This is a genomic window from Sphingobacterium chuzhouense, assembly GCF_014692525.1.
In the GTDB taxonomy this organism is placed as follows: domain Bacteria; phylum Bacteroidota; class Bacteroidia; order Sphingobacteriales; family Sphingobacteriaceae; genus Sphingobacterium; species Sphingobacterium chuzhouense.
On sequence record NZ_JACNYL010000002.1, the window covers coordinates 390789 to 413553 of the forward strand.

21 protein-coding genes and 1 pseudogene are annotated in these 22765 nt (G+C 41.7%); 9 read left to right on the forward strand and 13 right to left on the reverse strand.

Annotated elements, in window-relative coordinates:
* Nucleotides 1–113 precede the first annotated feature (113 nt).
* The 6 genes and pseudogenes from H8B21_RS07995 (at nt 114) to H8B21_RS08025 (ending at nt 4325) form a co-directional block, all read left to right on the forward strand.
* On the forward strand, nt 114–857 hold the full coding sequence (locus H8B21_RS07995) for a nucleotidyltransferase (RefSeq protein ID WP_190313261.1): 744 nt from the start codon (nt 114–116) through the stop codon (nt 855–857).
* Between the two features lie 4 nt (nt 858–861).
* Nucleotides 862–1599, forward strand: a complete 738-nt coding sequence (locus H8B21_RS08000) for a metallophosphoesterase family protein (protein ID WP_190313262.1) — start codon at nt 862–864, stop codon at nt 1597–1599.
* 23 nt (nt 1600–1622) lie between these two features.
* Nucleotides 1623–1787 carry a glycosyltransferase family 9 protein gene (locus H8B21_RS08005; protein WP_190313263.1) on the forward strand — a complete coding sequence of 55 codons (165 nt, stop codon included), beginning with the start codon at nt 1623–1625 and terminating at the stop codon, nt 1785–1787.
* 62 nt (nt 1788–1849) lie between these two features.
* Nucleotides 1850–2710: pseudogene (locus tag H8B21_RS20570) on the forward strand (glycosyltransferase family 9 protein).
* 100 nt (nt 2711–2810) lie between these two features.
* Nucleotides 2811–3467, forward strand: a complete 657-nt coding sequence (locus tag H8B21_RS08020) for a DUF6766 family protein (RefSeq protein ID WP_190313266.1) — start codon at nt 2811–2813, stop codon at nt 3465–3467.
* Between the two features lie 258 nt (nt 3468–3725).
* Entirely contained in the window at nt 3726–4325 is a 600-nt protein-coding gene (locus H8B21_RS08025; protein ID WP_190313267.1) for an outer membrane beta-barrel protein, read from the forward strand.
* Nucleotides 4326–4413: 88 nt separating this feature from the next.
* Here H8B21_RS08025 and H8B21_RS08030 read toward each other — a convergent pair whose 3' ends face one another.
* Nucleotides 4414–6630, reverse strand: a complete 2217-nt coding sequence (locus tag H8B21_RS08030) for an NADP-dependent isocitrate dehydrogenase (RefSeq protein WP_190313268.1) — start codon at nt 6628–6630, stop codon at nt 4414–4416.
* Nucleotides 6631–6755: 125 nt separating this feature from the next.
* Entirely contained in the window at nt 6756–7883 is a 1128-nt protein-coding gene (locus H8B21_RS08035; protein WP_190313269.1) for a DUF2891 domain-containing protein, read from the reverse strand.
* A gap of 316 nt (nt 7884–8199) precedes the next feature.
* Between H8B21_RS08035 and H8B21_RS08040 the strand changes: the two genes are divergently transcribed.
* Nucleotides 8200–9360: an MFS transporter gene (locus H8B21_RS08040; protein ID WP_190313270.1), complete on the forward strand. Its 1161-nt coding sequence runs from the start codon at nt 8200–8202 to the stop codon at nt 9358–9360.
* Here H8B21_RS08040 and H8B21_RS08045 read toward each other — a convergent pair.
* Genes H8B21_RS08045 through H8B21_RS08055 form a run of 3 tightly spaced genes read right to left on the reverse strand, consistent with a single transcriptional unit; the run spans nt 9357 to nt 12408 of the window.
* Entirely contained in the window at nt 9357–10442 is a 1086-nt protein-coding gene (locus H8B21_RS08045; protein WP_190313271.1) for a DUF3810 domain-containing protein, read from the reverse strand. The genes H8B21_RS08040 and H8B21_RS08045 overlap by 4 nt on opposite strands.
* Nucleotides 10426–11481 carry a nucleoid-associated protein gene (locus H8B21_RS08050; RefSeq protein WP_190313272.1) on the reverse strand — a complete coding sequence of 352 codons (1056 nt, stop codon included), beginning with the start codon at nt 11479–11481 and terminating at the stop codon, nt 10426–10428. The genes H8B21_RS08045 and H8B21_RS08050 overlap by 17 nt, the downstream gene beginning before the upstream one ends.
* 21 nt (nt 11482–11502) lie before the next feature.
* Nucleotides 11503–12408, reverse strand: a complete 906-nt coding sequence (locus H8B21_RS08055) for a histone deacetylase family protein (RefSeq protein ID WP_190313273.1) — start codon at nt 12406–12408, stop codon at nt 11503–11505.
* 111 nt (nt 12409–12519) lie between these two features.
* On the opposite strand from H8B21_RS08055, the gene H8B21_RS08060 reads away from it, so the two are divergent.
* Nucleotides 12520–13179, forward strand: coding sequence for a YceH family protein (locus tag H8B21_RS08060; RefSeq protein WP_190313274.1), 660 nt, complete (start codon nt 12520–12522; stop codon nt 13177–13179).
* 408 nt (nt 13180–13587) lie between these two features.
* Here the strand turns inward: H8B21_RS08060 and H8B21_RS08065 are convergent, their stop codons facing one another.
* Nucleotides 13588–15072, reverse strand: a complete 1485-nt coding sequence (locus H8B21_RS08065) for an alanine/glycine:cation symporter family protein (RefSeq protein WP_190313275.1) — start codon at nt 15070–15072, stop codon at nt 13588–13590.
* 188 nt (nt 15073–15260) lie between these two features.
* Here H8B21_RS08065 and H8B21_RS08070 point away from each other — a divergent pair, with 188 nt between their 5' ends.
* Entirely contained in the window at nt 15261–16136 is an 876-nt protein-coding gene (locus H8B21_RS08070; RefSeq protein WP_190313276.1) for a cation diffusion facilitator family transporter, read from the forward strand.
* On the opposite strand, the gene H8B21_RS08075 is transcribed toward H8B21_RS08070, so the two are convergent.
* The 7 genes from H8B21_RS08075 to fucP are packed head-to-tail and all read right to left on the reverse strand — an operon-like array spanning nt 16133 to nt 22742.
* Nucleotides 16133–16924 carry an L-fucose dehydrogenase gene (locus tag H8B21_RS08075; protein WP_190313277.1) on the reverse strand — a complete coding sequence of 264 codons (792 nt, stop codon included), beginning with the start codon at nt 16922–16924 and terminating at the stop codon, nt 16133–16135. The two genes, H8B21_RS08070 and H8B21_RS08075, sit on opposite strands and share 4 nt — an antisense overlap.
* Nucleotides 16925–16934: 10 nt before the next feature.
* The gene (locus H8B21_RS08080) at nt 16935–17765 is read right to left on the reverse strand and encodes an amidohydrolase family protein (protein WP_190313278.1); all 831 of its coding nucleotides are present in this window, start codon (nt 17763–17765) and stop codon (nt 16935–16937) included.
* Entirely contained in the window at nt 17755–18609 is an 855-nt protein-coding gene (locus H8B21_RS08085; RefSeq protein WP_190313279.1) for a fumarylacetoacetate hydrolase family protein, read from the reverse strand. The genes H8B21_RS08080 and H8B21_RS08085 overlap by 11 nt, the downstream gene beginning before the upstream one ends.
* A gap of 35 nt (nt 18610–18644) precedes the next feature.
* Nucleotides 18645–19409, reverse strand: coding sequence for an SDR family NAD(P)-dependent oxidoreductase (locus H8B21_RS08090; protein ID WP_190313280.1), 765 nt, complete (start codon nt 19407–19409; stop codon nt 18645–18647).
* A gap of 30 nt (nt 19410–19439) precedes the next feature.
* The gene (locus H8B21_RS08095) at nt 19440–21104 is read right to left on the reverse strand and encodes a UxaA family hydrolase (protein WP_190313281.1); all 1665 of its coding nucleotides are present in this window, start codon (nt 21102–21104) and stop codon (nt 19440–19442) included.
* Between the two features lies 1 nt (nt 21105).
* The gene (locus tag H8B21_RS08100; RefSeq protein ID WP_190313282.1) at nt 21106–21435 is read right to left on the reverse strand and encodes an L-rhamnose mutarotase; all 330 of its coding nucleotides are present in this window, start codon (nt 21433–21435) and stop codon (nt 21106–21108) included.
* A gap of 53 nt (nt 21436–21488) precedes the next feature.
* Complete coding sequence (gene fucP, locus H8B21_RS08105; RefSeq protein WP_190313283.1) at nt 21489–22742, reverse strand: L-fucose:H+ symporter permease; 1254 nt, start codon at nt 22740–22742, stop codon at nt 21489–21491.
* Nucleotides 22743–22765 lie beyond the last annotated feature (23 nt).

Here is a 22765-nt window from a genome sequence, read left to right on the forward strand (position 1 = left end):
CTTGGAGAGATTCCGAGGTTTTTCTTTTTATATATAACATGAAATCGAATTAAGGTTGGTTAAGAATTGGAACAAAAATGCGTGTTGGTTGTTCAAAATATAAAGTATTATATATGATAACAACCGAGAAGCAAAAGCAAGAATCAGAGGCATTCTATCGGGATGCACTCCAGCTATTACTTGACAGCAAATGCGAATTTATGCTAGGAGGCGCTTTTGCCATGTTCCATTATACGGGTATATTCCGTGATACAAAAGACTTAGATATCTTTTGTAAGAGCAGCGAATACCCTAAAATATTAAAATATTTCGCTGCCCAAGGTTACGAAACCCAATTGACCGATATCCGTTGGCTGGCAAAAGTTTTTCATGGTGAATATTTCATCGATATCATTTTTGATACCGTTAGCAATATTTGCACGGTAGATGATTCCTGGCACGAAAGAGCGTCTACAGGAACATTCGCTGACGTACCGGTACAATTTATACCGGTGGAGGAGCTTATTTGGTGTAAAATATACGTACAGAACCGGGAGCGGAACGACAGTGCCGATATCAATCATATTCTTTTAAAATATGGTAAGAGCGTGAACTGGGAACTATTGCTACGGCGCCTAAGCCCTCACTGGCATTTGTTATTGGCGCAGCTGCTGACCTTCCAGTTTGTGTATCCCGCCGATTATCGCGACATCATTCCTAAATGGATTTTCGACGAGCTTATGGCTCGCGCAGCTGAACAATATGATCTCCCGCCCCCATTAGAAAAGGTTTGCCGGGGCCCTCTCATTGATCAAACCCAGTACGAAGTAGATATTAAAGAATGGGGGTACAAGTCCTCTACTATAACAACAATCTGATAACATGACAAAAAAGAAAAAAACTAAAATTGCCGCCATGGCCGATATTCATACCAAAATAACCGACCATGGCAGTTTGCGCTCGACCTTCGAACAAGTGTCTGAAGAAGCGGATATCTTGGTTATTTGCGGTGATCTAACGGATACAGGTGATGAGGACGAAGCAAAGATTCTCGGTGAGCAATTAGATATTTTAAAAATTCCTGTAATCGGTGTTTTAGGAAACCATGATTATGAAAAGGGACGACAAAAGATTATCAAACAAATTCTTGCGGAACATAATATGACTATTCTAGACGGCGAATCCACGGTCGTCGAGAACGTAGGATTTGCGGGTGTAAAAGGATTTGGTGGAGGTTTTGACCAATATATGCTTTCCATATTTGGGGAAGATATGATGAAACAATATGTACATGAGGTGGTCAACGAATCTTTGCAATTAGACCGCGCTCTTACACGGCTGGAACAAGAGTGTCCGGAGTTGCCAAAAGTGGCACTTTTACATTATGCTCCTATTAAAGAGACAATTGCAGGTGAACCCGAACAGTTATTTCCATTTTTAGGTTCCTCCCATCTCGTAGAGCCTCTTATTCGACGTCAAGTTTCTGCAGCTTTTCACGGGCATGCGCACGCCGGCAAGCTCCGGGGTTCCACGACAACCAAGATACCCGTATACAATGTCGCCCTTCCCGTGTTAAGAAAAGAACATGCGAACGCTCCCTATTTGATTGTCGAAGTGTAACTGCATAACACATTGTTAAGTTTATGAAGAAATCCAAGCTCTCCAAAGTTCGCAGGATCGCGATCTTACGAACCAATTCCGGCTTGGGCGATTTACTGGTATGTTTGCCTGCCATACAAGCACTACGATATACCTATCCGGATGCCGAAATTGTATGGATAGGATTACCGTGGCATAAAACATTTTAGCAGACAGAAAGACCTGCATAGACCGCGTTATTGGAGTGCCTCCGACTTTGCATTTAGCCAATATGGCTTCCTTGGAAACAATTAGCGAATTTGCTTTCTTCGAAACATTGCGAGCGGAAAACTTTGATATTGCCATCAACTTTCAAGCAGAAGAAACATTTTCTTGGGCTATAATCCGTGAGCTCCGAGCAAGATGCACGGTCGGGCAAACTATAAGCAACAAGCCTGTATACGATCGTAGCATTTCATTCTCGTATTATCAGCACGAAATTTTGCGGCATTTACATCTTGTAGAACTTGTAGGCGTAAAAAAGTTGATTTTGCAACATACCTTGTATCTTTTTTCGGAAGAACGCACAGAAGCCGATCGACTAATTTTTCAGCAGGGAATCCTGCGACCCTTTATCATTATCCATGCAGGTGCTACGGATATACGTCGACGTTGGCCTACCTCTAAATTCGCCGAACTCGCAGACTTGCTTATGGAAGATGGGTATGCTATTTTATTAACCGGTAGTGAGCAGGAGTTTTTCGTTATTGAAGAAATAACGTAGAAAATGAAGAATCGCCCATTTTTTATTTTCGAAGGACTTTCTTTAGGGGTAATGGCAGCATTACAAGAGAAAAGCCGTCTTTTAATTTCGAACGATACCGGGCCGTTGCACCTAGCTCGTACAGTGGAGTGTGCCACGGTTGGAATATACTGGGCGCCAAATGTAATCAACTGGAGACCTCTATATCAAGATAAACATCTACAAATGATCTCGTGGGAGCTAACATGTCCTGAATGTGGAATAATTCCTAATAATCCCTATCCTTTCGAACCAAAGACACAACGTTGTGAACATCTTCACTCCTTTGTCGCGTCCATTGAAGTTGATGATATACTGACAGCCGCCCGTTCCCTTCTTAGAAATTGTTAAGGATTGTTTTCTGACAAAAAAATCTCATCAACAGCTGGGAACTTTCTGACTTCTGAAGCGTTATATAGTAGAATAGTTTTTCATTACATATTTACTTGTCATGCAAAGGAATTTTTATCAAAGAAATAGTCTTTCTATTGTATTTATATCTCTCTTTGTGATCGCTTTATTTGCACAATTTTATTTCGGTTGGAAAAAGAACAATGTAGAGCTTCAGGAGCAGGGATTATCAACATTACCATTGGAAGATTATGTAATAACAGGTCATTTTATTGCAGCTACTTTTGAAAACTTTCAAAGTGAATTTCTACAAATGATGTTGTATGTTGTATTAACTATTTCTCTGCGCCAAATTGGCTCGGCAGAATCAAAAAGCTTGACAGAAAAAGAAGAAGTAGATCGAGAGCCGATACCACATGCAAATGCTCCGGGACCTGTAAAAAAAGGTGGATGGCAACTCAAACTATACAAACATTCATTGACCATCGCATTTGCCCTATTATTTATTTTCAGCTGGACTATGCACCTCTATGGCAGTTATAGAAATTTTAACGAGGAACAGATAATTAAGGGAGAGCCTTCTGTTACATTGGGGCATTTTATCCAAGAGCCTGATTTTTGGTTCGAAACATTCCAAAATTGGCAGAGCGAATTCCTATCCGTAGCATCTATTGTGCTCCTGACTATATTTTTACGTCAAAAAGGATCGCCCGAGTCCAAACCGGTCGATGCGCCTCACTTGGAAACCGGAAAATAATTAATCGGGATGCTCGTCATCTGCCATTCTTACGCTGCCAATTTATCCCTTTCCCTGCCAAATTGCCTACATGGAATTATTTCATGTTTATGGATATTCTATTTTTTGAAAAAAAAGTAAAATAATATTCAAGCTTTCAATCAGTTGCACAAACAAACATTTTAATGACATTTAATCCTTGTATTGGCACAAGTATTGAATAAACTGAACTAAATTGACAGAAAGTCAAATAATAAGAATAAATTAAATTAAAGTATCATGAAAAAGTTTTACTTAACATTGGCAGCTGTAGCAGCCTTAACATTTGCTTCACAAGCACAAACAGAACAAGGTAAATTTGTTATCGGTGGCGGGGTTGGATTTAATACAGAATCTACTAAAGACACTGATTTGAAATCTACTGGATTTAATATTATGCCATCTGCTGGCTATTTCGTATCCGACAACATTGCTGTAGGAATCGGTTTAGGTTATCAATGGAACAAAAACGAATACGATGCGGAAGCGAATGTAACAGAACGTACAAATAGTGCTTTTGCTGTTGCTCCTTTTGGTAGATGGTATTCTGCTAATGGCCCTGTGCGATTCTTCGGACAGCTTTCGGTACCGATGTCCTGGGGAAACCAAAAAGTGAATGATGAAAAAACTGCTGATATTAGTAACTATGGCGTTGAATTAGCTCCCGGTATCGCATATTTCCCTACATCAAAAATCGGATTGGAATTCAAAGTAAGAGGTTTATATTTTAACTCCAACATCACGGAACCTGAAGGAAGCTCTGCTAAAACAACCGTTAATTCATTTGGTTTAGATGCTAATTCATTGGCTCCAACTGTTGGTGTACAGTTTTATTTTTAATACAAATCATTAACGCAGGATAACACCATTCAAAAAGCCGGTCATATGAACCGGCTTTTTTGTTGTAATGCATTTTATTATGACGTTCCTATTCAAACGAGTCTATCGCTGCGTTAAACGTCAACGACGGTCGCATAGCTTTAGACGTCAATTCATCGCTAGGGAAATAATATCCACCGATATCTTGCGATTTACCTTGTGCCCCAATCAATTCCTCATTGATCTTGGCTTCGTTCTCTGCTAGTGCTTTTGCTAAATCACCAAACTTAGACGCTAGTTCCGCATCTTCTGTTTGCGTAGCCAAAGCTTCCGCCCAATACAAGGCCAAATAGAAATGCGAACCCCTATTATCAATTTGTCCTACTTTACGTGCCGGAGATTTATCATTGGCAAGGAACTTTTCTGTTGCTACATCTAATGCATCTGCCAGAACCTGCGCTTTAGCATTTTGTTGTGTTTGCGACAAGTGCTCAAAAGAAGCGCCCAATGCCAAAAACTCACCCAATGAATCCCAACGAAGATAACCTTCTGTTACGAACTGCTCTACGTGTTTCGGCGCTGATCCTCCTGCTCCTGTCTCGAACAAACCACCGCCATTCATCAACGGAACAATAGACAACATTTTTGCAGAGGTACCTAATTCCAAAATCGGGAACAAATCTGTCAAATAGTCACGTAGCACGTTTCCGGTTACGGAAATGGTATCCAATCCCGCGCGGATACGCTCTACAGAGAATTTAGCTGCTTCGATTGGTGATAATATACGGATATCCAAACCGGCCGTATCAAAATCAGCCAAGTATTTATTTACCTTTTTAATGATTTCACGGTCATGGGCACGGTTTTCATCTAACCAAAATACTGCAGGAGTATCTGACAGACGCGCACGGTTTACCGCCAATTTCACCCAGTCCTGAATAGGAGCATCTTTGGTCTGGCACATACGGAATATGTCGCCCTCTTCTACCGGCTGTTCCATGAATACATTGCCGGATGCATCGACTACACGAATAGTTCCTTTAGAAGCGGCTTGGAAAGTCTTATCATGAGAGCCGTATTCTTCTGCTTTTTGTGCCATTAATCCCACGTTCGGAACAGAACCCATTGTTTTCGGATCATAAGCACCATTTGCTTTACAATCTTCTATTACGGCTTCATAAACACCGGCATAGGAACGATCTGGAATAATAGCGATGGTATCTTGTTGTTTTCCTTCTTTATTCCACATCTGACCGGATGTACGGATCATCGCCGGCATGGAAGCATCAACAATAACATCCGACGGAACATGCAGATTGGTAATGCCTTTATCCGAGTTTACCATAGCCAAATCAGGTCCATCTGCTATTGCTGCTTCAATACCTGCCTTTACTTCCGCTTCTTGTGGATGGCCTGCAATTTTAGCATACACCTCACCTAAACCGTTGTTTTTATTGATACCCAAGCTAGCGAACAAATCACCGTATTTAGCAAATACATCCTTGAAGTATACCTCTACGATTGCACCGAATATGATAGGATCCGATACTTTCATCATCGTTGCTTTCAAGTGAGCAGAAAGCAATACACCTGCTGCTTTGGCTTCCTGGATCGCTTGCGCTACGAACGCTTTCAGTTTAGCTAAATTCATCACCGATGAGTCAATAACTTCACCAGCTTTTAAATTAGCCAATCCTTTTAATTCCTTTACGTCCCCATCTTCACCTACAAACTCAATTTTGAATTGGGTATCATTGTCTACCGTAACTGATTTTTCTGTAGCATAAAAATCACCATCAGACATTGAAGTTACTTTGGTTTTACTATCTGCCGACCAGGCACCCATGCTGTGTGGATTTGCTTTCGCATAATTCTTTACCGCTTTCGGTGCCCTACGGTCTGAATTTCCCTCCCGCAATACAGGGTTCACTGCTGAACCTAAAACTTTCGCATACGTTGCTTTAATCTGCTCTTCTTCTGCGTTCGCCGGTGTATCCGGATAGTTGGGCACGTTGTAACCTGCCTTTTGAAGCTCTGTTATTGCACCTTTCAATTGTGGAATAGAAGCTGAAATATTCGGCAATTTGATGATATTCGCTTCCGGTGTAGTCGCTAATTGTCCCAATTCTGCTAATGCGTCAGACACTTTTTGCTCTGGTGCCAAGTATTCCGAAAAATTAGCTAATATACGCCCCGCTAACGAAATGTCTCTTAATTCTACTTCGATATCAGCTGTTTTTGCAAAAGCTTGAACAATGGGTAAAAACGAATAGGTCGCCAATAAAGGCGCTTCATCTGTCTTCGTGTAAATGATTTTGGATGACATAATTTTCTATTGAAATATTCTTAATGTTCGATGAATAAGGATAAACGTCATTGTGTTTCCGTTTATCTTAAAAATTCGCCTAAAGGTAAGCATTTGAACGCAAAAATGGAAGTGGTATCGGCAGTTCAAATTTGATCAGCCAACGCCAGCAACGCGAACGAACCTAACCAATGGCTTCCCATATAATCATCGTCCGAAATATTTTTCAGCGAAAAATCAATATGCGTATTGGCGAGCGGCACCAAGGTATGCTGTAATTCCGGTAATACACGGGCAATACCATACAAACAGTTTGCCCGGCTAAAATTCAGGCCATCCAAATGCACCAGCTTGCCGTCCGTACGATCACTTACAATAGCCGGTTGGAGGGTTTCGATTTCGGCCTCAAATAATACCGGTAAAAAATTCACTAACCAGTTTTGGTACGCATCTTTCGACATGACCTTACTCATAAGATAAGCCTCTTCCAGGCAAGGCGAAAGAAAATCATAACCACTGGGTTCATATGCTAGGTTACAATTTTTATCCTGCTCGAAAAAACGTATACTATTGGTTTTTATAGCATTTAGCAATGCCATATCACCAGTCTCTTCCGCATATTCGTACATCAAGGTGAGACTAAAAGCCGTGTTGTCATGTTGCCCTGTACGGATAGGATACACCAATTTAGATAAATATTGCTGTGTGCGTTCCGACAGCAGGTCGACCAAAGGTTGCAATGTCTTCGCCCATTCCTGCGCATCCGCATTCCGCCATGATATTAGTTCCTGTTGCAGCTTAAACAGCCATGCCCAACCGTAAGTACGTTCAAAGCTCAGGTTATTTTCGTCCTGGAAGAAAGCTAGTTCCACCGCCAGGTTTTCCTTTGTAATGTGGCTTTTTAACAATTGGTGAATCTTTCCGTCCGAATCAAGTTCCGGATACTGTTTCAGCAACCGTACAATAGACCAATAGCCATGTACGGACGAATGCCAATCAAAACAACCGTAAAAAATAGGACGCAACGCCTTAGGAGATTTTAGGTCAGCTTCGCTTCCCAATACCTGACCTAATTTATTTGGATATTCAATCGTTAAACAGTGTATAGGTAGTTCAAAAATTCGCTTTGCAGTTTCCTCGGTTAAGGATAATCGTTCTACCCTATTGCTATCCTTCACGTTTTCCTCTTTTGGTTTATTCCGTGATTCACAAGAAAGAAAAAACGTAATAACTCCAATACCAATGAACTGTAAAACCAAATTTCTATACTGCATAACTCATTATTTTAGTCAACAATTATACTTTTACACGTAAAAATAGAAATAAAAAGCCTTAAACAAGAACGTTTTGCGTTATCCACACCCGTGTACTATCCCCCTTATTATCATAAAAGGTCGCCTCAAAAATTTTGGAATATGCAGAAATATCATTCTTGCACATCCCATCCCATCAAAACTATACTCGATGCGGGAAAAGTGCGGGGTAGAGGGACGCATCAAATTTTTAAGCGACGATTTTTTTTGCTTCTTTTTTTGAGGAAAAAAAAGAAGAAGAATATTTACCTTTGCGCTCTCTATTCAGCACAGGCAAATGAACAAAGCACTTATCGCGTTAGCATTTGGCGGATTAGCTATTGGGATGACAGAATTTACCATGATGGGCATCCTTCCAGACATCGCCAAAGATTTGAAAATTGACATTCCCGAAGCCAGTAATTTAATTGCACTTTATGCACTGGGCGTAGTGGTGGGTGCACCTACCTTGGTTGCTTTCAGTGGAAAATATTCCCCACGGAATATATTACTTTTTTTGATGCTTTTGTTTTTCGTATTCAATGGCATTTTCGCTATTGCACCGAACAAGGTCTTGCTATTAACTTCACGCTTTATATCCGGTTTTCCGCATGGTGCTTTTTTTGGAGTCGGTTCCGTAGTTGCCGCGCGACTCGCTAAGCCGGGCAAAGAGGCACAGGCTATCTCTATCATGTTTACGGGAATGACTATAGCCAACTTAGCAGGCGTACCTTTGGGAACTTATATCGGTCATCATTATTCTTGGCGGATTACATACGGAGTCATTAGTTTATTGGGTCTCATTACCTTTTTAGCGATCTATTTTTGGATGCCGAAAATGGAAGCCAGCAAAACAAATAACGTATTGAAACAGATCAGCTATTTCGCCCGCTGGGACGCCTGGTTAATGGTTGCCGTTATCGCTATCGGGACAGGTGGTTTGTTCGCATGGATATCCTATATCGCTCCATTAGTAACAGACGTATCAAATCTCCCTGAAAACCGTGTTCCTATTATCATGATATTGGTTGGATTGGGCATGTTTTTCGGAAACATCATTGGGGGCAAACTGGCCGACAGCATAACACCCTCGAAGGCAGTGATTATTGGCTTTATTTCGATGGCAACGTGCCTGTTGATCTTGTTTTTTATCGCGCACATCACCTATTTAGCCTATCCAATGGCATTCATCACGGGATTAATTTCCTTCTCTATCGGTTCGCCGCTACAAATGATGTTGATCAACAATGCCAAAGGTGCCGAGACATTTGCCGCTGCGGCCGGACAAGCAAGTTTTAATATTGGGAACACGCTGGGAGCTTATCTCGGCGCTATCCCTATTACAATCGGATATGCTTATAACTACCCGTCGCTCGTGGGGGTATGCATGGCCAGTATGGGCGCTATTCTCGCCTATGTTTTCTGGAGAAAAGTGGTTAGAGCGAAAATGAACGTCTAAAAGACACGTTGCTTTTCCCAAGCAATCACCAAGCGGCTCATTAGCGAATAACGTGCCATGCCTTCGGGTTGGTTATTATGGCGCAGATAGCTCCCGTAAAACCAATTGGTTACGCGATTAAATGTACCGTAATATTGTTGCCAAAATAGACGTTCTTGTGCATAATCATGGCGGACGTCTTCCGATAGCTTCGCAAGATAAGATTCATAGCGCGTCTTATCTTGAAAATATAGCGGTCGGAGTAAATACTGCACAGCCTCATAATAAGCTGCATAACGATACCATGTATTCGAATGGTCCTGGAGCATCAAAAAAGCGATAAAATTACATTCATCTTCAAAACCTATCCCCATCTGATGGGCTAATTCGTGTACCAACGTAAAAGGATACGAAGTTTTGGGCATGATACCATTCACCTGCACTTCTTGTGTAAAAGGATTAAAATATCCTGTTACCGTAAAGTAGGAAACTAACGTGCTAGATAATGGCTGTTTCGCTTTTACCTGTGTGCCGGACAGCATGGGTAAGCGATCACCGCTTTTTCGCATGAGTTGTTGCAACTCTTGGCGTGCCCGGGACTTATCCATCGCGGTTGTATCCAACTGCGCCCGGAGTTGGTTGATTTCTATTATATAACGATCTAGTATTTCGATATAATCCTCTGTAACAATAGTGTCGATTTCTAATCCGAGCTGTTGTTGTAAAGGTACCCGATAATAATGCAACCCCCAGCTCACATAGAAGTAAATATAGGTGCCCAGCAGCACCAGGACAAACTGCATCAATCTCTTCTGCGCCACTCTCCATTTACGTTTAACGAATGCCATCACCGCAGCTGTCGCCATCCACAGTAAACACCCAGATAAGAGAACGTAGAATACGTCGCCGATACTAAACGGTAACCAACCGAATAATAATTTCGGCAAATGCGAAAAAAGCGGATAAAACTGTCGGCTATAGTATTGCTCGATAAATGCCGGCGACTGCTTTATCCACGATAAAACGAACATCACAACAAGGCACACCGCTATCGCAATGAAATAGCCTCTATTTCCGTTTTTTAAATTAACTTTCGGTTTCAAAATATAGTTTGTAATAATTTAAACCCCTTTCCTCATCAAAGCCAGACTCTATATAATCTCGCTTGCCGTGCACATAAATATGAAAGTTTTTGTCCAATTTAATGACTGATTTGTAGGAAGCCGCCATTTTCTTTACCGCTGGGGAGGCAATTTCAAAGTTTGATTGGAACGGGGTATCGAACTCTTCCGCAAAGTTTTCTTGATATTCCTTGAAGAGTGAGGCCGCCTGCGGGTTACCAATGACTTCCTCTTCGAATTCGCCTTGATCGAACGTCTCCTTTGTTTTAAAATAGTTCATCGAGCGGTTTAAGAGATCAATTTTGTCTGCATTTTCCAATTCAAACGCTTCATCCAATTTATCATGGACAAAATTCTTATAGACTTTCAGTAAATTTCCGGTCTGCTGGAAGCTATCGTTACGCGCTTTGATCTTCAAAAAATCATCTTTCCAATATACGGCCTCCGATTGGTTCGTTTGGTCTACGACTAACACCTTATATCCCTCCTCTTCTTCCGTCTTCACGACAACCACACCTTTGTCCAATTTGTTGATATTGATGGCTTCCTGTTCATAATCCAAATCAAAACCACCTGCGTTTGGGTACACCTTTAAATAAGCTTCCTTGTTCTCGGATTTAAAGATGCCGACAGCGTCATGTTCTTCCCCTTCCAATTGCACATTTTTGAGCGCAACGATATAAACCTCCCCTGCTTTTATTTTCGGATGTTCCGAAACTTCGTAGAGGTGTTTCGCCAGTTGTTGGGACATATCATGGAAAGCCATCTTCCCATCAAAGTATTGCTTCGCAAAATAATAGACTTCGTTGAGTTGCAAATCATCGTTCGGATGATAAAAACGATAAATCTCGTTCGCTTTGCTAAAAGGTTTCATAAAATACTGCATCAGCAGATCTGGCAGCACCTCATCCTGCGAAATATCAACGGGCGTGTCAGATAGTACATAAAACTCATCCTGCGCCTTGTTCCCTACACGATGTATGGAAAGTTGTTCAAAAGTTGCGTCTTGGTGAAAAAACATTTTTTTTTTTAGTATTTAGTATCAAAAGCCAAAAACATCCATGGCTGTTTTGTAAGTGTTCACATGTGCATTCACAATATCTTTGATATGCTCAGAATAACCTCCACCCATACTGATTTGCACAGGGAGTCCAGTCTGATGGCATTTATTCAATACCATTTCGTCCCGACGCCGGCATCCATCTGCCGTCAATTTAAGCTTTCCCAGTTTATCGGTTTCTAAAATATCGACTCCTGCTTGATAAAACGCAAAATCAGGAGTAAAAACGGTAAATATTTTATCGAGGTTTTCCTCCAGTAAGGACAGATAAGCTTCATCGTTCATACCATCCGGCAGGGGTATATCCAAATCCGAACATTCCTTGATAAAAGGAAAGTTTTTATCGCCATGCATAGAAAAAGTGAATACATTTGCATGCCCTTCAAAAATATGGGCAGTGCCGTTGCCTTGATGCACATCGAGATCGATGATCAATATCTTAGTTGCCAATTTCTGATCCAGCAGATAAGTGGCCGCCACTGCCTGATCGTTTAACAAACAGAAACCTTCTCCGAAATCACGTCCAGCATGATGTGTGCCACCGGCTACGTTGAAAGCGACACCATATTCCAAAGCGTACAAACTGGCTTGGATCGTTCCGTCCAAGATATACCGCTCGCGATCTACCAAGGATTGCGACAACGGAAACCCTATCCTGCGCACCATTTTCGCCTCCAATGACAGATCTATTAGCTGGCTGACATAACGCTCATCATGTGCCAAGACAATCGTAGGTATATCCACTAGTTTCGGTTCGAAAAAGCAATCTGCGGAAACCACTCCCTCGTAAAGCAACTGCGTCGGGATAAGCTCATATTTCACCATAGGGAAACGATGTCCCGTCCGTAAGGGATGTATATAAGCCGGATGGTACGCTATTCGTAACACAACATTTCTTGTTTTATTCCCCGCGAAGTTAAAAAATCCATATCGGACAAAAAAACAAGGATATTTTTTTTATCTTCGAAGACTACAGACCGAATCAATTCATCAGAAAAAATGGAAGAAACAAACAATTTACCTGTTTTAAGTGCAGAAGAGTTACGCGTTTTAGGTTCACTTTTGGAAAAATCCAAAACGACACCCGAGTATTACCCCATGACCCTAAACGGGTTACAAACCGCATGCAACCAGAAAACCTCACGGAAACCTGTTGTTTCTTATGATGAAAATACCATTATAGAAGCATTGGATACATTACGAAAAAGAGGACTGATATCTACGGCGGTCGGCGGCGGTAGCCGTGTGACAAAATACAAACATAACCTCGCCATACAATATCCTTTGATTCCCCAGGAGTTAGCCGCATTATGTCTGCTCATCCTCCGTGGACCTTTAACTCCGGGAGAGATCAATTCCAATGCCGGTAGACTATTTAATTTCGAAAGTATAGATGAGGTACAGGACGTATTGAACCGCTTGCAAGAACAGGAACCTCCTTTTGTAAAACAATTGGCAAAGCGCCCCGGCCAAAAAGAAGTACGTTACGTACATCTGCTAGGCGAAGTGAACGAAGAAGATTACGAAAACCTCACCGGTGCTTCGGATGGCAGCTCATCGAGCCGCATACAAGAATTGGAGGGGCGTGTAAGTACATTGGAAGAGCAATTGGCCGCCTTAAAGAAAGAATTTGACGAACTAATGGAGCAGCTGTCGTAGCTGAATAATATATAAAATCTTAACCGACCTGTTACTTTTTAACGATTTGTATCGTTTTGTATGTTTAAGGCATAGCTTTTGCTATCCTTAAGCACACAAACTAGCGGTAAAAAAAATGAAAAGAACACCTGCAACCACATTCGTTATATTAGCCTTGATAGCGTTGGTATTGATATTTGCGACTACATGTGCCGGGTTGGAATAAAACGGTAGGTCGACGATTATCTACAGAATAACATTTATTCCGTTTTCTCACGAAGCAAGGCATGTCTTTTGTTATTTTCTATGTAGAATATAAAAAGGATAAGGTCATGAGAAGAACACCATATACCACAATCATCATTGTCGCACTCGTCGTGCTGGTCATGATATTTGCGACTACTTGTACCGGAATAGGGTAAAAGAATACTACTTTTCTTTTTCCCAAAAGTCTGCATTTTTAATACCCAATTCTTTGGGATTGAAATCTGGATCTTTGATTCCTGCTTTACGTTTCGTTTTGTAATCCTTCCACACCTTCAACGCAGGTTTGCTTAGTAACAAGATAGCAATCAAGTTGACCCACGCCATCAATCCTACACCGATATCACCCAAATCCCAGGCTAGACCAGCCGTTCTGACTGTTCCAAAATAGGTTGCCGCTAGAAAACCTATTCGCAACATCCAGATCACCACCTTTGTATTCCCTTTTTTAAAGATGTATGCGATATTGGTTTCCGCATAATAGTAATATGCCATAATCGTGGTAAAGGCAAAAAAGAACAGGGCTATTGCCACAAACTGGTTTCCTATTGCCGGAAAATGATGTGCTACAGCAGCTTGTGTAAAGCCATCTGCTTCTACTCCTGGCACGTGTTCTGTTACAAATGTCAACGCTTTCCCTGTGGCATCAAACGTCTCGCCCGTATTGAACATATCTGTAAATAAAATCATAAAAGCGGTCGCCGTACAAATAAACAACGTATCTACATACACCGAAAACGCCTGCACCAACCCTTGTTGAGCGGGGTGTTTTACTTCCGCGGCAGCGGCAGCGTGTGGTGCTGTTCCCTGTCCAGCTTCATTGGAATATATTCCGCGTTTTACACCCCAAGCGATAGCCATTCCTACAATTCCTCCAAAGGTGGCGTCCATACTAAAAGCAGAAGAAACAATAAGTTTGAATACAGCGGGAATCTCCGTGACATTCAGCGCGATGATGACTAACGCCATTAAAATATATGCACCTGCCATAAAAGGGACAATATATTCAGCCGCCTTTCCCAAACGCTTTACACCGCCGATAATAATAATTGCCAGCAACGCAATAACACTTATGCCTATCCAACTGATGGGAAAATCGATCCCCAAGACCGAAAATGAGGTCAGTTGTACGTTAAAGGCATTGGATACGGTACCATTAATAGCGTTACTCTGCACACCCGGCAGCAGAAGCCCCGTGCTAATAATAGTCACAATCGCAAAAAGGACCGCGTACCATTTTACACCTAATCCTTTTTCTATATAATAAGCGGGTCCTCCCCGATATTCCCCGTCCAGTTCCTGTTTGTAAACCTGTCCTAACGTTGCTTCCACAAAAGCGGAAGCAGAGCCCAGAAAAGCAATCGCCCACATCCAGAATACGGCACCTGGTCCACCCATAAAAATTGCAGTAGCCACCCCAACAATATTACCCGTACCTACCCGTCCCGAAATAGCTAAGGCAAAGGCCTGAAAAGAAGAAATACCTTTATCGGAGTCGCGTTTTACAAATAGTAACCGCAACATCTCTTTGATATACCCTACTTGCAAAAATCGGGTTCGGATAGAGAAATATAATCCTGTGAATAAACATAGGTATATAAAGAAATCACTCCAAACAAGATTGGATACCATTTTTACAATACTTTCCATATATTTTTTTGAATCATTTGGTTATGTAAGGTATTTCTGTGCCTTAAAGAACGGATTTTTTTTGCAAAAAGACATACTTTTTTTCGATATAATACGCCAGACTGCTTTTCTGGGTACGACAAGTAGTTTTCCACCTTGCCCCTTTCTTACATAAAATGCCTTATCTTTGAGGAAAATAGGTCGAAATAATGTCAAACTCGGATAAGGCGATTAGAACTACTTACTTTAGCATACTGACCAACTTCTTGTTGGCATTGGTGAAGTGGTTAGCGGGTTACTTCGGACATTCCCATGCCTTAATTGCCGATGCCATTGAATCTACCGCAGATATTTTTTCTTCGTTTTTGGTATTATTGGGATTAAAATATTCTAAACGTCCAGCCGACCAGACACACCCTTATGGACATGGACGTATAGAGCCTTTGATTACCTTTATCGTTGTTATTTTCCTTATTGTTTCGGCTTTCATTATTGCGAAAGAGAGTATTCATAACATTCAGACACCACACGAGGCACCCAAATCCTGGACATTGTATGTATTAGGAGCGATTATTATCTGGAAAGAAATTTCTTTTAGGGTGATTATGCGGAGAAGCAAAAAACTCAATAGTACATCTCTCAAGGCCGACGCCTGGCACCATCGTAGTGATGCCATTACCTCGGTAGCCGCTTTTATCGGTATATCAGTAGCTTTGATTTTCGGTGAGGGCTATGAAAGTGCGGATGATTGGGCAGCATTATTGGCTTCCGGATTAATTATCTATAATTGTTATGGCATATTTCGTCCGGCGTTAGCGGAAATCATGGACGAGAACCGTTATGAAGAGTTGGAGGAAGAAGTGCGTCAACACTCCCTGCATGTAGCAGGAGTCGAGTTGATAGAAAAATGTTATATCCGGAAAATCGGCATGCTCTTCCAGATAGATTTGCATGCCGTTGTGAATCCCAACCTGTCCGTACGCGAGGGGCATGCTATAGCGCATGACCTCAAAGACTATCTAATCGCAAACTTAGACAACATCGGGAATGTCTTTGTGCATATTGAGCCGTTTGAAGAAGATTAATCTTCTTTGATCAGCGCCCTATCCAAATGCACATATCCACCATCTACATGAATAAGTTGCCCAGTAGTATGGCTTGATTTATTAGACAGCAAAAACACTGTTGTATTGGCTATTTCTTCGGGTGTAGTCATACGATGTTCCAACGGTATACGATCCGTAATTTTCTTCAAGGTTTCTGCCGGATTATCCAACGTCTGGATCCAAGAATCGTACTGTGGTGTTGCACATTCAGCCACGACAATAGCGTTCACCCGAATGTCGTATGGCAATAACTCTACCGCCCATTCGCGCGTGAGCGCGTTCCTCCCTCCATTTGAAGCCGCATAGCCCGAAGTATTCCCCTGTCCGGTCTCTGCTGTTTTTGAACTAATATTTACAATACTGCCTTTAGAAATACGTAAAGCATCAATACTATAATGAACCATCAAATAATAGTGAATCAAGTTCTTATGCAATGATTCTACAAAACGTTCATAGTCACCAGAAAGCAGTCCTACTCCATCATTATGCCCTGCATTATTGACCAAACCATCAATACGTCCTAAAACATCCAGTGTCTCTTCTACCGCTTTCTTACAATCGTCGGGTTTCGAGAGCTCGGCTTCAACCGCAAGAGCTTTCCCTCCTAAAGCTTCCACTTCTGCTTTAACGAAATTATTATCGACTTGCTTCCGCCCCACAATAACAGGTAGTGCCCCTTCTTTTGCTAATGCCAGAACGACGGCCTTACCAATGCCTTTCGCACCACCCGTTACAATAACGACTTTATCTTTTAAATTTAAATCCATGCTCTATGCTTTACTTTATCCCATAAAATCGAACGGCATTTCCTCCCCAAAAAGCATCTAATTCTTCTTCGGAAAAATCTTCCAACCCCGTCTCAACGATCTTCATTACTTCTTCATACGTAGCAGCGACAAGGCAAACTGGCCAATCCGTCCCAAACATGACACGCTGTTTTCCAAAGCAAGTTATGACATGCTGTATATAAGGTTTGAAATCATCGACGACCCAATTATTCCAATCCGCTTCTGTCACCAACCCCGAAATCTTACAGTATACGTTCGGGAATACGGCCAATTTCTCGATAAACGTTGCCCATTCATCAAATTCTTTCGTTCGTATAGCTGGTTTTGCCATATGGTCTAACACGAAACGTTGTTCTGGATTTTGCTCCACACAGGCTAACGTGCTATTGTAATGTCTCGGACGGATCAATAAATCATATGTATACTGACGTGCTGTCAATGCCTTAATCCCTCGTAGGAACGCCGGACGGATTAAAAAATCGGGATCTTCTTCCCCCTCTATTACGTGCCTGAATCCCTTGATAATATTGTATCGGCTAAAGCTCTCTAAATGTTTCTCTATGTCTTCTGATTGCAGATCCACCCATCCGACAACCCCTTTGATCATCGCATACATAGTCGACAAATCTACCAAGAATTGTGTTTCTTCGTGTGATTGCGAGGCCTGTACAGCGATTGTGCCGTCTATCCCGCTCGTTTTGAGCACTGCCGCCAAATCGATCGGCAAAAAATTCTGCCGAATGGCTTCCATATCATCGGTTATCCAAGCATCCCGATCGGCATTGAATATCCAAAAGTGCTGATGTGAATCAATACGCATAAGCAACAACCTCCTGGCGTGATTCGCCCAAATAATCTGCTCCCAATTCGACTACATCTCCGGCTTTGAGGTAAATCGGCGGATTAAAACCTAACCCAACACCTGCCGGTGTTCCAGTTGAAATCACATCTCCTGGTAACAAGGTCATAAATTGTGAGACATAAGATACGACATGTTGCACAGAAAAAATCAAATTGGCCGTATTACCGTCTTGATATGTTTTACCGTTCACTTTTAACCAAAGACGTACGTTGTTGATATCCGGAATCTCGTCAACTGTAGTCATATAAGGTCCCATCGGTGCAAATGTATCACAGCCTTTTCCCTTATCCCAAGTGCCTCCACGTTCCAACTGATACGCTCGTTCCGACACATCATTATGCAGTACATAACCTGCTACATAATCCAATGCTTCTGCCTCTTCTACATAAGAGGCCTTTTTCCCTATTACAATACCAAATTCTACTTCCCAATCGGTTTTTGCCGAGTTTCTAGGGATCACTATTTGGTCGTTAGGTCCCACCAATGAAGTTGTCGATTTCATGAAGATAATCGGTTCGCTTGGTATCGCTGCTCCAGTTTCCTCCGCATGATCCTTGTAATTCAAACCTATACAAACAATTTTAGAAGGACGGGCAAAAGGAGCACCTAAGCGTGTATCCGACGGTATCTCTGTCAACTTACCTTCATTTGCTTTTACAAACTCATCTAATCTCGCTAAACCATTTTCAGCAAAAAATTGCTCATTGTAATCTCCACCGAAAGCGGACGCATCATAATTTATACCATCGATTTGTACGCCAATTTTTTCTCTTCCAAATTCTCCGAATCGTATTAATTTCATTTTTATTTCAGTATTAAGTATTTAGATATTTGTAATTAATTATTCAATTTAATAAATCCACCATCGATCGGGTAATCGTTCCCTGTTATAAAGCCCGCGTCATCGGAACACAGAAACAACGCTAATTTAGCGATTTCTTCCGGTTTTGCCATTCTGCCTATGGGTTGGGATTTGGAAAGCTTCTCAAACATTTCTGCTTCCTGCCCGGGATAGTTTTTAGCAATAAAACCGTCCACAAAAGGCGTGTGTACCCTCGCCGGAGAAATAGAGTTAGAACGGATATTGTCCGCCATGTAATCCCGAGCTACTGACATACTCATCGCATAGATCGCACCTTTGCTCATAGAGTAAGCAAATCGATCACTGATACCTACCACCGCTGCAATAGATGCTAAATTCAAGATTGCTCCCCCTCCATTCGCTTTCATGACAGGCACTACGGCGTAAAGTGCATTGTATGCTCCTTTTACGTTTACATTAAATACACGTTCGAAGTCTTCCGTCGAACATTTTTCCAAATTACCGACGTGCGCGATGCCGGCATTGTTAACCAAAACATCTACTCTCCCAATGCTTTCTACTACACGTAGTATATCGGCTTGCTCTGCAACATTACACGTATGTAATTTGGCTTGCCCCCCCATTGATATAATACCATCGACAACAGGTTGAGCCACCTCGGCATTTAAATCAACTATGTGTACATAAGCTCCCTCGTGGGCAAAAAGTTCTGCTATAGCTTTTCCTATACCACTGCCACCTCCCGTAATAATTGCTACTTTGTTATTTAGCTTTGACATATTATTTTAAGTGTTAATTTCCATATTAATTTACAACGATACTCCTCTTCTCCAAGGAATAAAATCATCCTGTCCTAATTGGACAGCTTTCGGTTGTTCTTCTCCGCTCGCCACCCTAATCACATATTCCAATATCCGATGTGCTGTTTCTTGAATGGTTTCCTCCCCATCGATAATCGTCCCACAGTTGATATCGATAATATCGGGCATCTTTTCAAATGTTTTGGTATTCGTAGAGAGTTTAATAACGGGTACAATAGGGTTTCCTGTTGGTGTCCCCAATCCGGTTGTAAAAAGCACGATATTCGCCCCTGCTGCCACCTCCGCCGTTGTACTTTCCACATCGTTGCCCGGTGTACATAACAGGTTTAGTCCCGGTGCGTTCACCACCTCGGGATAGTCTACTACTGTAGTTACAGGGGAGTTTCCTCCCTTCTTTGCGGCACCTGCAGACTTTATTGCATCCGTAATCAATCCATCGCGAATATTTCCCGGTGACGGATTCATATAAAAACCGGAACCATCTGCTTCTGCTTTCGCATTATATGTCTTCATCAAATGCATAAATTTCTCGGCAGTCACCTCATCAACACATCTGTCACTCAGTTCCTGCTCCACACCGCAAAGCTCTGGAAACTCTGCTAAAATAACCGAACCTCCCATTGTCACTAACATATCCGATACATATCCTAAAGCTGGATTGGCCGAAATACCCGAAAATCCATCCGAACCCCCACATTCTAATCCGATACATAATTTATCTAAAGCTGCCGGCTGGCGGATCTGTTTATTTGCTTTCGTCAACCCGGCGAAAGTCGCTTTAATAGCCTTTTGCATCAACCCCTGTTCCGTACCTTCCAATTGTTGCTCAAAAATATACAACAGTTTATCAAATTTAGCATCCCGCTTTTTAATTTCATCCCGCAATATAGAGGCTTGTGCGTGCTGGCAACCAAGGCTTAAAATAGTAGCACCAGCGACATTCGGGTGTGTAATATATCCCGCAAGCAATCCACATAGCGCATCCGAATCCATCCGTGTACCTCCACAGCCCATATCATGATTTAAAAACTTGACACCATCTACATTTGGAAACAAACGGTTTTTCCCTTTACGGATTTTCGCTGACGAAAGGTCTACGGCCAACAATTCATCCACAGAAGCACCCGCCTGATAGCGCACAATTAATTCTTCCACTTCGTCGGAATAGTCCTTTGACTCTACCTGATAGCCTAATTTCTCTTCCAGTGCTGATTTTAGGGTCAGCACATTCCTATTCTCACAAAACACCAATGGAATAACCAGCCAATGATTAGCCGTTCCAACTGTACCATTACTACGATGGAATCCATTAAAAGTACGTCCTTCAAAGGCCGATACATCGGGTTTCTCCCAATATAATTTTCTGTTACCCAGTTTAAAATCATCGGAAGCATGACGCAAATTATCTGTGGTGATTAACGCGCCTTCCAGCACTCCATAGTTCATCTTGCCAACTAAAACACCATACATTAATATATCAGCATCTTTTTCCAGCGGATAAATCGTGAATTTATGTTTCGCGCGGACAGCCTCCCGTAAAAAGAATCGCTGTTCACCTAACTCCACCTTAAATCCTTTCGGCAAATCCCGTAATGCCACTAATACGTTGTCCTTCGGATGTATTTGTAAATATGATAACCGCTCCCTATCCATTTTACAACTCAAAAATTTTCTCCATCAATACCCATTTTTCCCCTGGTTTAGCGCCGGGGATAGCTTGTTGATATTTCCACATCAGTGCCTCCCACTCCTGCACTTTCGCGTTGGTTACATCCATTTCGTTTTTCTTTTCAAAGCTAAATGTATTATTTACGTCCATAATCATAAACAGCCTATTTCCAAATAGATATATTGCCATATCATCAATACCTGCATCTTTTATCGATGCGCGGATTTCAGGCCATACCGCTTGGTGATAAGCTTCATATTCCGCTATCAATTTCGGATCTTCAACCAGATCTAGTGCTAATGCGTATCTCCTCATTTTTTATTTCTAGTTTAAAGATGGACCTCTTGGGATCCGTCACTTATTATCCTTTATCCTTGTTCTTTTATTCTTGCTCCTTTGTTATTCCAAGCGAACAGCGCCACTACGACAAAGCAAACAAACACTACATAATACGCTAGCTGGAAATTTCCGGTCCAATCTGACACCAAACCCAACACGGGGGGCAGTGCAGCCCCACCTACAATCGACATGACAATCAAGCTGGAAGCTGATTTCGTATCCGCACCAATACCTTCTACACCTACGGCAAAAATCGTCGGAAACATAATAGACATAAAAAAAGCAATACCAATCATGGCGTATAAGGTTCCTATCCCATTACCATAAATTACATATAAGGTTAAGCACATGGAAATCAATGCGTATATCAACAGCAACTTAAGTGGCTCTATATATCTCATAAAGAATGTTCCAATAAATCTTCCAAGCATAAAGGCAAGCCCCGCAACACCGGCGTAATAACTTGCTTGCGTAGGAGCTATACCTGAGACCTCCGTAGCGTACATAACTAAAAAGCTTAATATACAAACCTGTGCACCGATATAGAAAAATTGTGCTATTACTGCCCAAGAGACATTTTTGTGCCGTAGCGAACCAAACACACCCCGTGATCCATTACCATCATCTTCTTCTTTGATTTCGGGTAATTTTGTAAAAATAAAAAAGACAGTTACCAATAGCAGAATCAATCCCAACACGAAGTAAGGTCCTTTTACGGAAGCAGTTTCTGCTTGTATATATGCATTTCTCGCCTGTTCACTCAAGGCGGCAATCTCTTCAGCTGATTTCGGTTCTTCCGTTAGAATAAATTTACCTCCAACAATAGGCGCAATAAATGCAGCCAAACCGTTGAAAGATTGTGCAAAATTAAGCCGTTGAGTCGCTTTTTCGGGATCCCCCAATACGGTGATATAAGGGTTCGCTGCCGTCTCCAATATAGCAAGGCCACAAGATACAACAAACAAGGCGCCCAAAAAGAAATAGTAGTTAATCTTATTCGCTGCGGGCACAAAAAGAAAACATCCCAACGCAAAAACAAGCAAACCTACAGTGATACCTATCTTATATCCAAAGCGTTTCATAATGTAACCCGCAGGAATAGCTAACAAAAAGTAAGCAATAAAAACAGCTGAGTCCACCAAAGACGCCTGAAAATGCGTCAAACTGAATGCATTTCGCAAATGCGGAATCAGAATAGGGTCAAGATTGTGGATAAACCCCCAAAAGAAAAATAAAGAGGTTATCAAAGCAATAGCTAGCGTATATTTCTTCTCCCGTGCCATAGAAACGATATTTGGAAAGTAAA

Coding starts and splice junctions, on each gene's coding strand:
- H8B21_RS07995 (WP_190313261.1), top strand. CDS start 114: ATGATAACAACCGAGAAGCAAAAGCAAGAATCAGAGGCATTCTATCGG.
- H8B21_RS08000 (WP_190313262.1), top strand. CDS start 862: ATGACAAAAAAGAAAAAAACTAAAATTGCCGCCATGGCCGATATTCAT.
- H8B21_RS08005 (WP_190313263.1), top strand. CDS start 1,623: ATGAAGAAATCCAAGCTCTCCAAAGTTCGCAGGATCGCGATCTTACGA.
- H8B21_RS08020 (WP_190313266.1), top strand. CDS start 2,811: ATGCAAAGGAATTTTTATCAAAGAAATAGTCTTTCTATTGTATTTATA.
- H8B21_RS08025 (WP_190313267.1), top strand. CDS start 3,726: ATGAAAAAGTTTTACTTAACATTGGCAGCTGTAGCAGCCTTAACATTT.
- H8B21_RS08030 (WP_190313268.1), bottom strand. CDS start 6,630: ATGTCATCCAAAATCATTTACACGAAGACAGATGAAGCGCCTTTATTG.
- H8B21_RS08035 (WP_190313269.1), bottom strand. CDS start 7,883: ATGCAGTATAGAAATTTGGTTTTACAGTTCATTGGTATTGGAGTTATT.
- H8B21_RS08040 (WP_190313270.1), top strand. CDS start 8,200: ATGAACAAAGCACTTATCGCGTTAGCATTTGGCGGATTAGCTATTGGG.
- H8B21_RS08050 (WP_190313272.1), bottom strand. CDS start 11,481: ATGTTTTTTCACCAAGACGCAACTTTTGAACAACTTTCCATACATCGT.
- H8B21_RS08060 (WP_190313274.1), top strand. CDS start 12,520: ATGGAAGAAACAAACAATTTACCTGTTTTAAGTGCAGAAGAGTTACGC.
- H8B21_RS08065 (WP_190313275.1), bottom strand. CDS start 15,072: ATGGAAAGTATTGTAAAAATGGTATCCAATCTTGTTTGGAGTGATTTC.
- H8B21_RS08070 (WP_190313276.1), top strand. CDS start 15,261: ATGTCAAACTCGGATAAGGCGATTAGAACTACTTACTTTAGCATACTG.
- H8B21_RS08075 (WP_190313277.1), bottom strand. CDS start 16,924: ATGGATTTAAATTTAAAAGATAAAGTCGTTATTGTAACGGGTGGTGCG.
- H8B21_RS08080 (WP_190313278.1), bottom strand. CDS start 17,765: ATGCGTATTGATTCACATCAGCACTTTTGGATATTCAATGCCGATCGG.
- H8B21_RS08085 (WP_190313279.1), bottom strand. CDS start 18,609: ATGAAATTAATACGATTCGGAGAATTTGGAAGAGAAAAAATTGGCGTA.
- H8B21_RS08090 (WP_190313280.1), bottom strand. CDS start 19,409: ATGTCAAAGCTAAATAACAAAGTAGCAATTATTACGGGAGGTGGCAGT.
- H8B21_RS08095 (WP_190313281.1), bottom strand. CDS start 21,104: ATGGATAGGGAGCGGTTATCATATTTACAAATACATCCGAAGGACAAC.
- H8B21_RS08100 (WP_190313282.1), bottom strand. CDS start 21,435: ATGAGGAGATACGCATTAGCACTAGATCTGGTTGAAGATCCGAAATTG.
- fucP (WP_190313283.1), bottom strand. CDS start 22,742: ATGGCACGGGAGAAGAAATATACGCTAGCTATTGCTTTGATAACCTCT.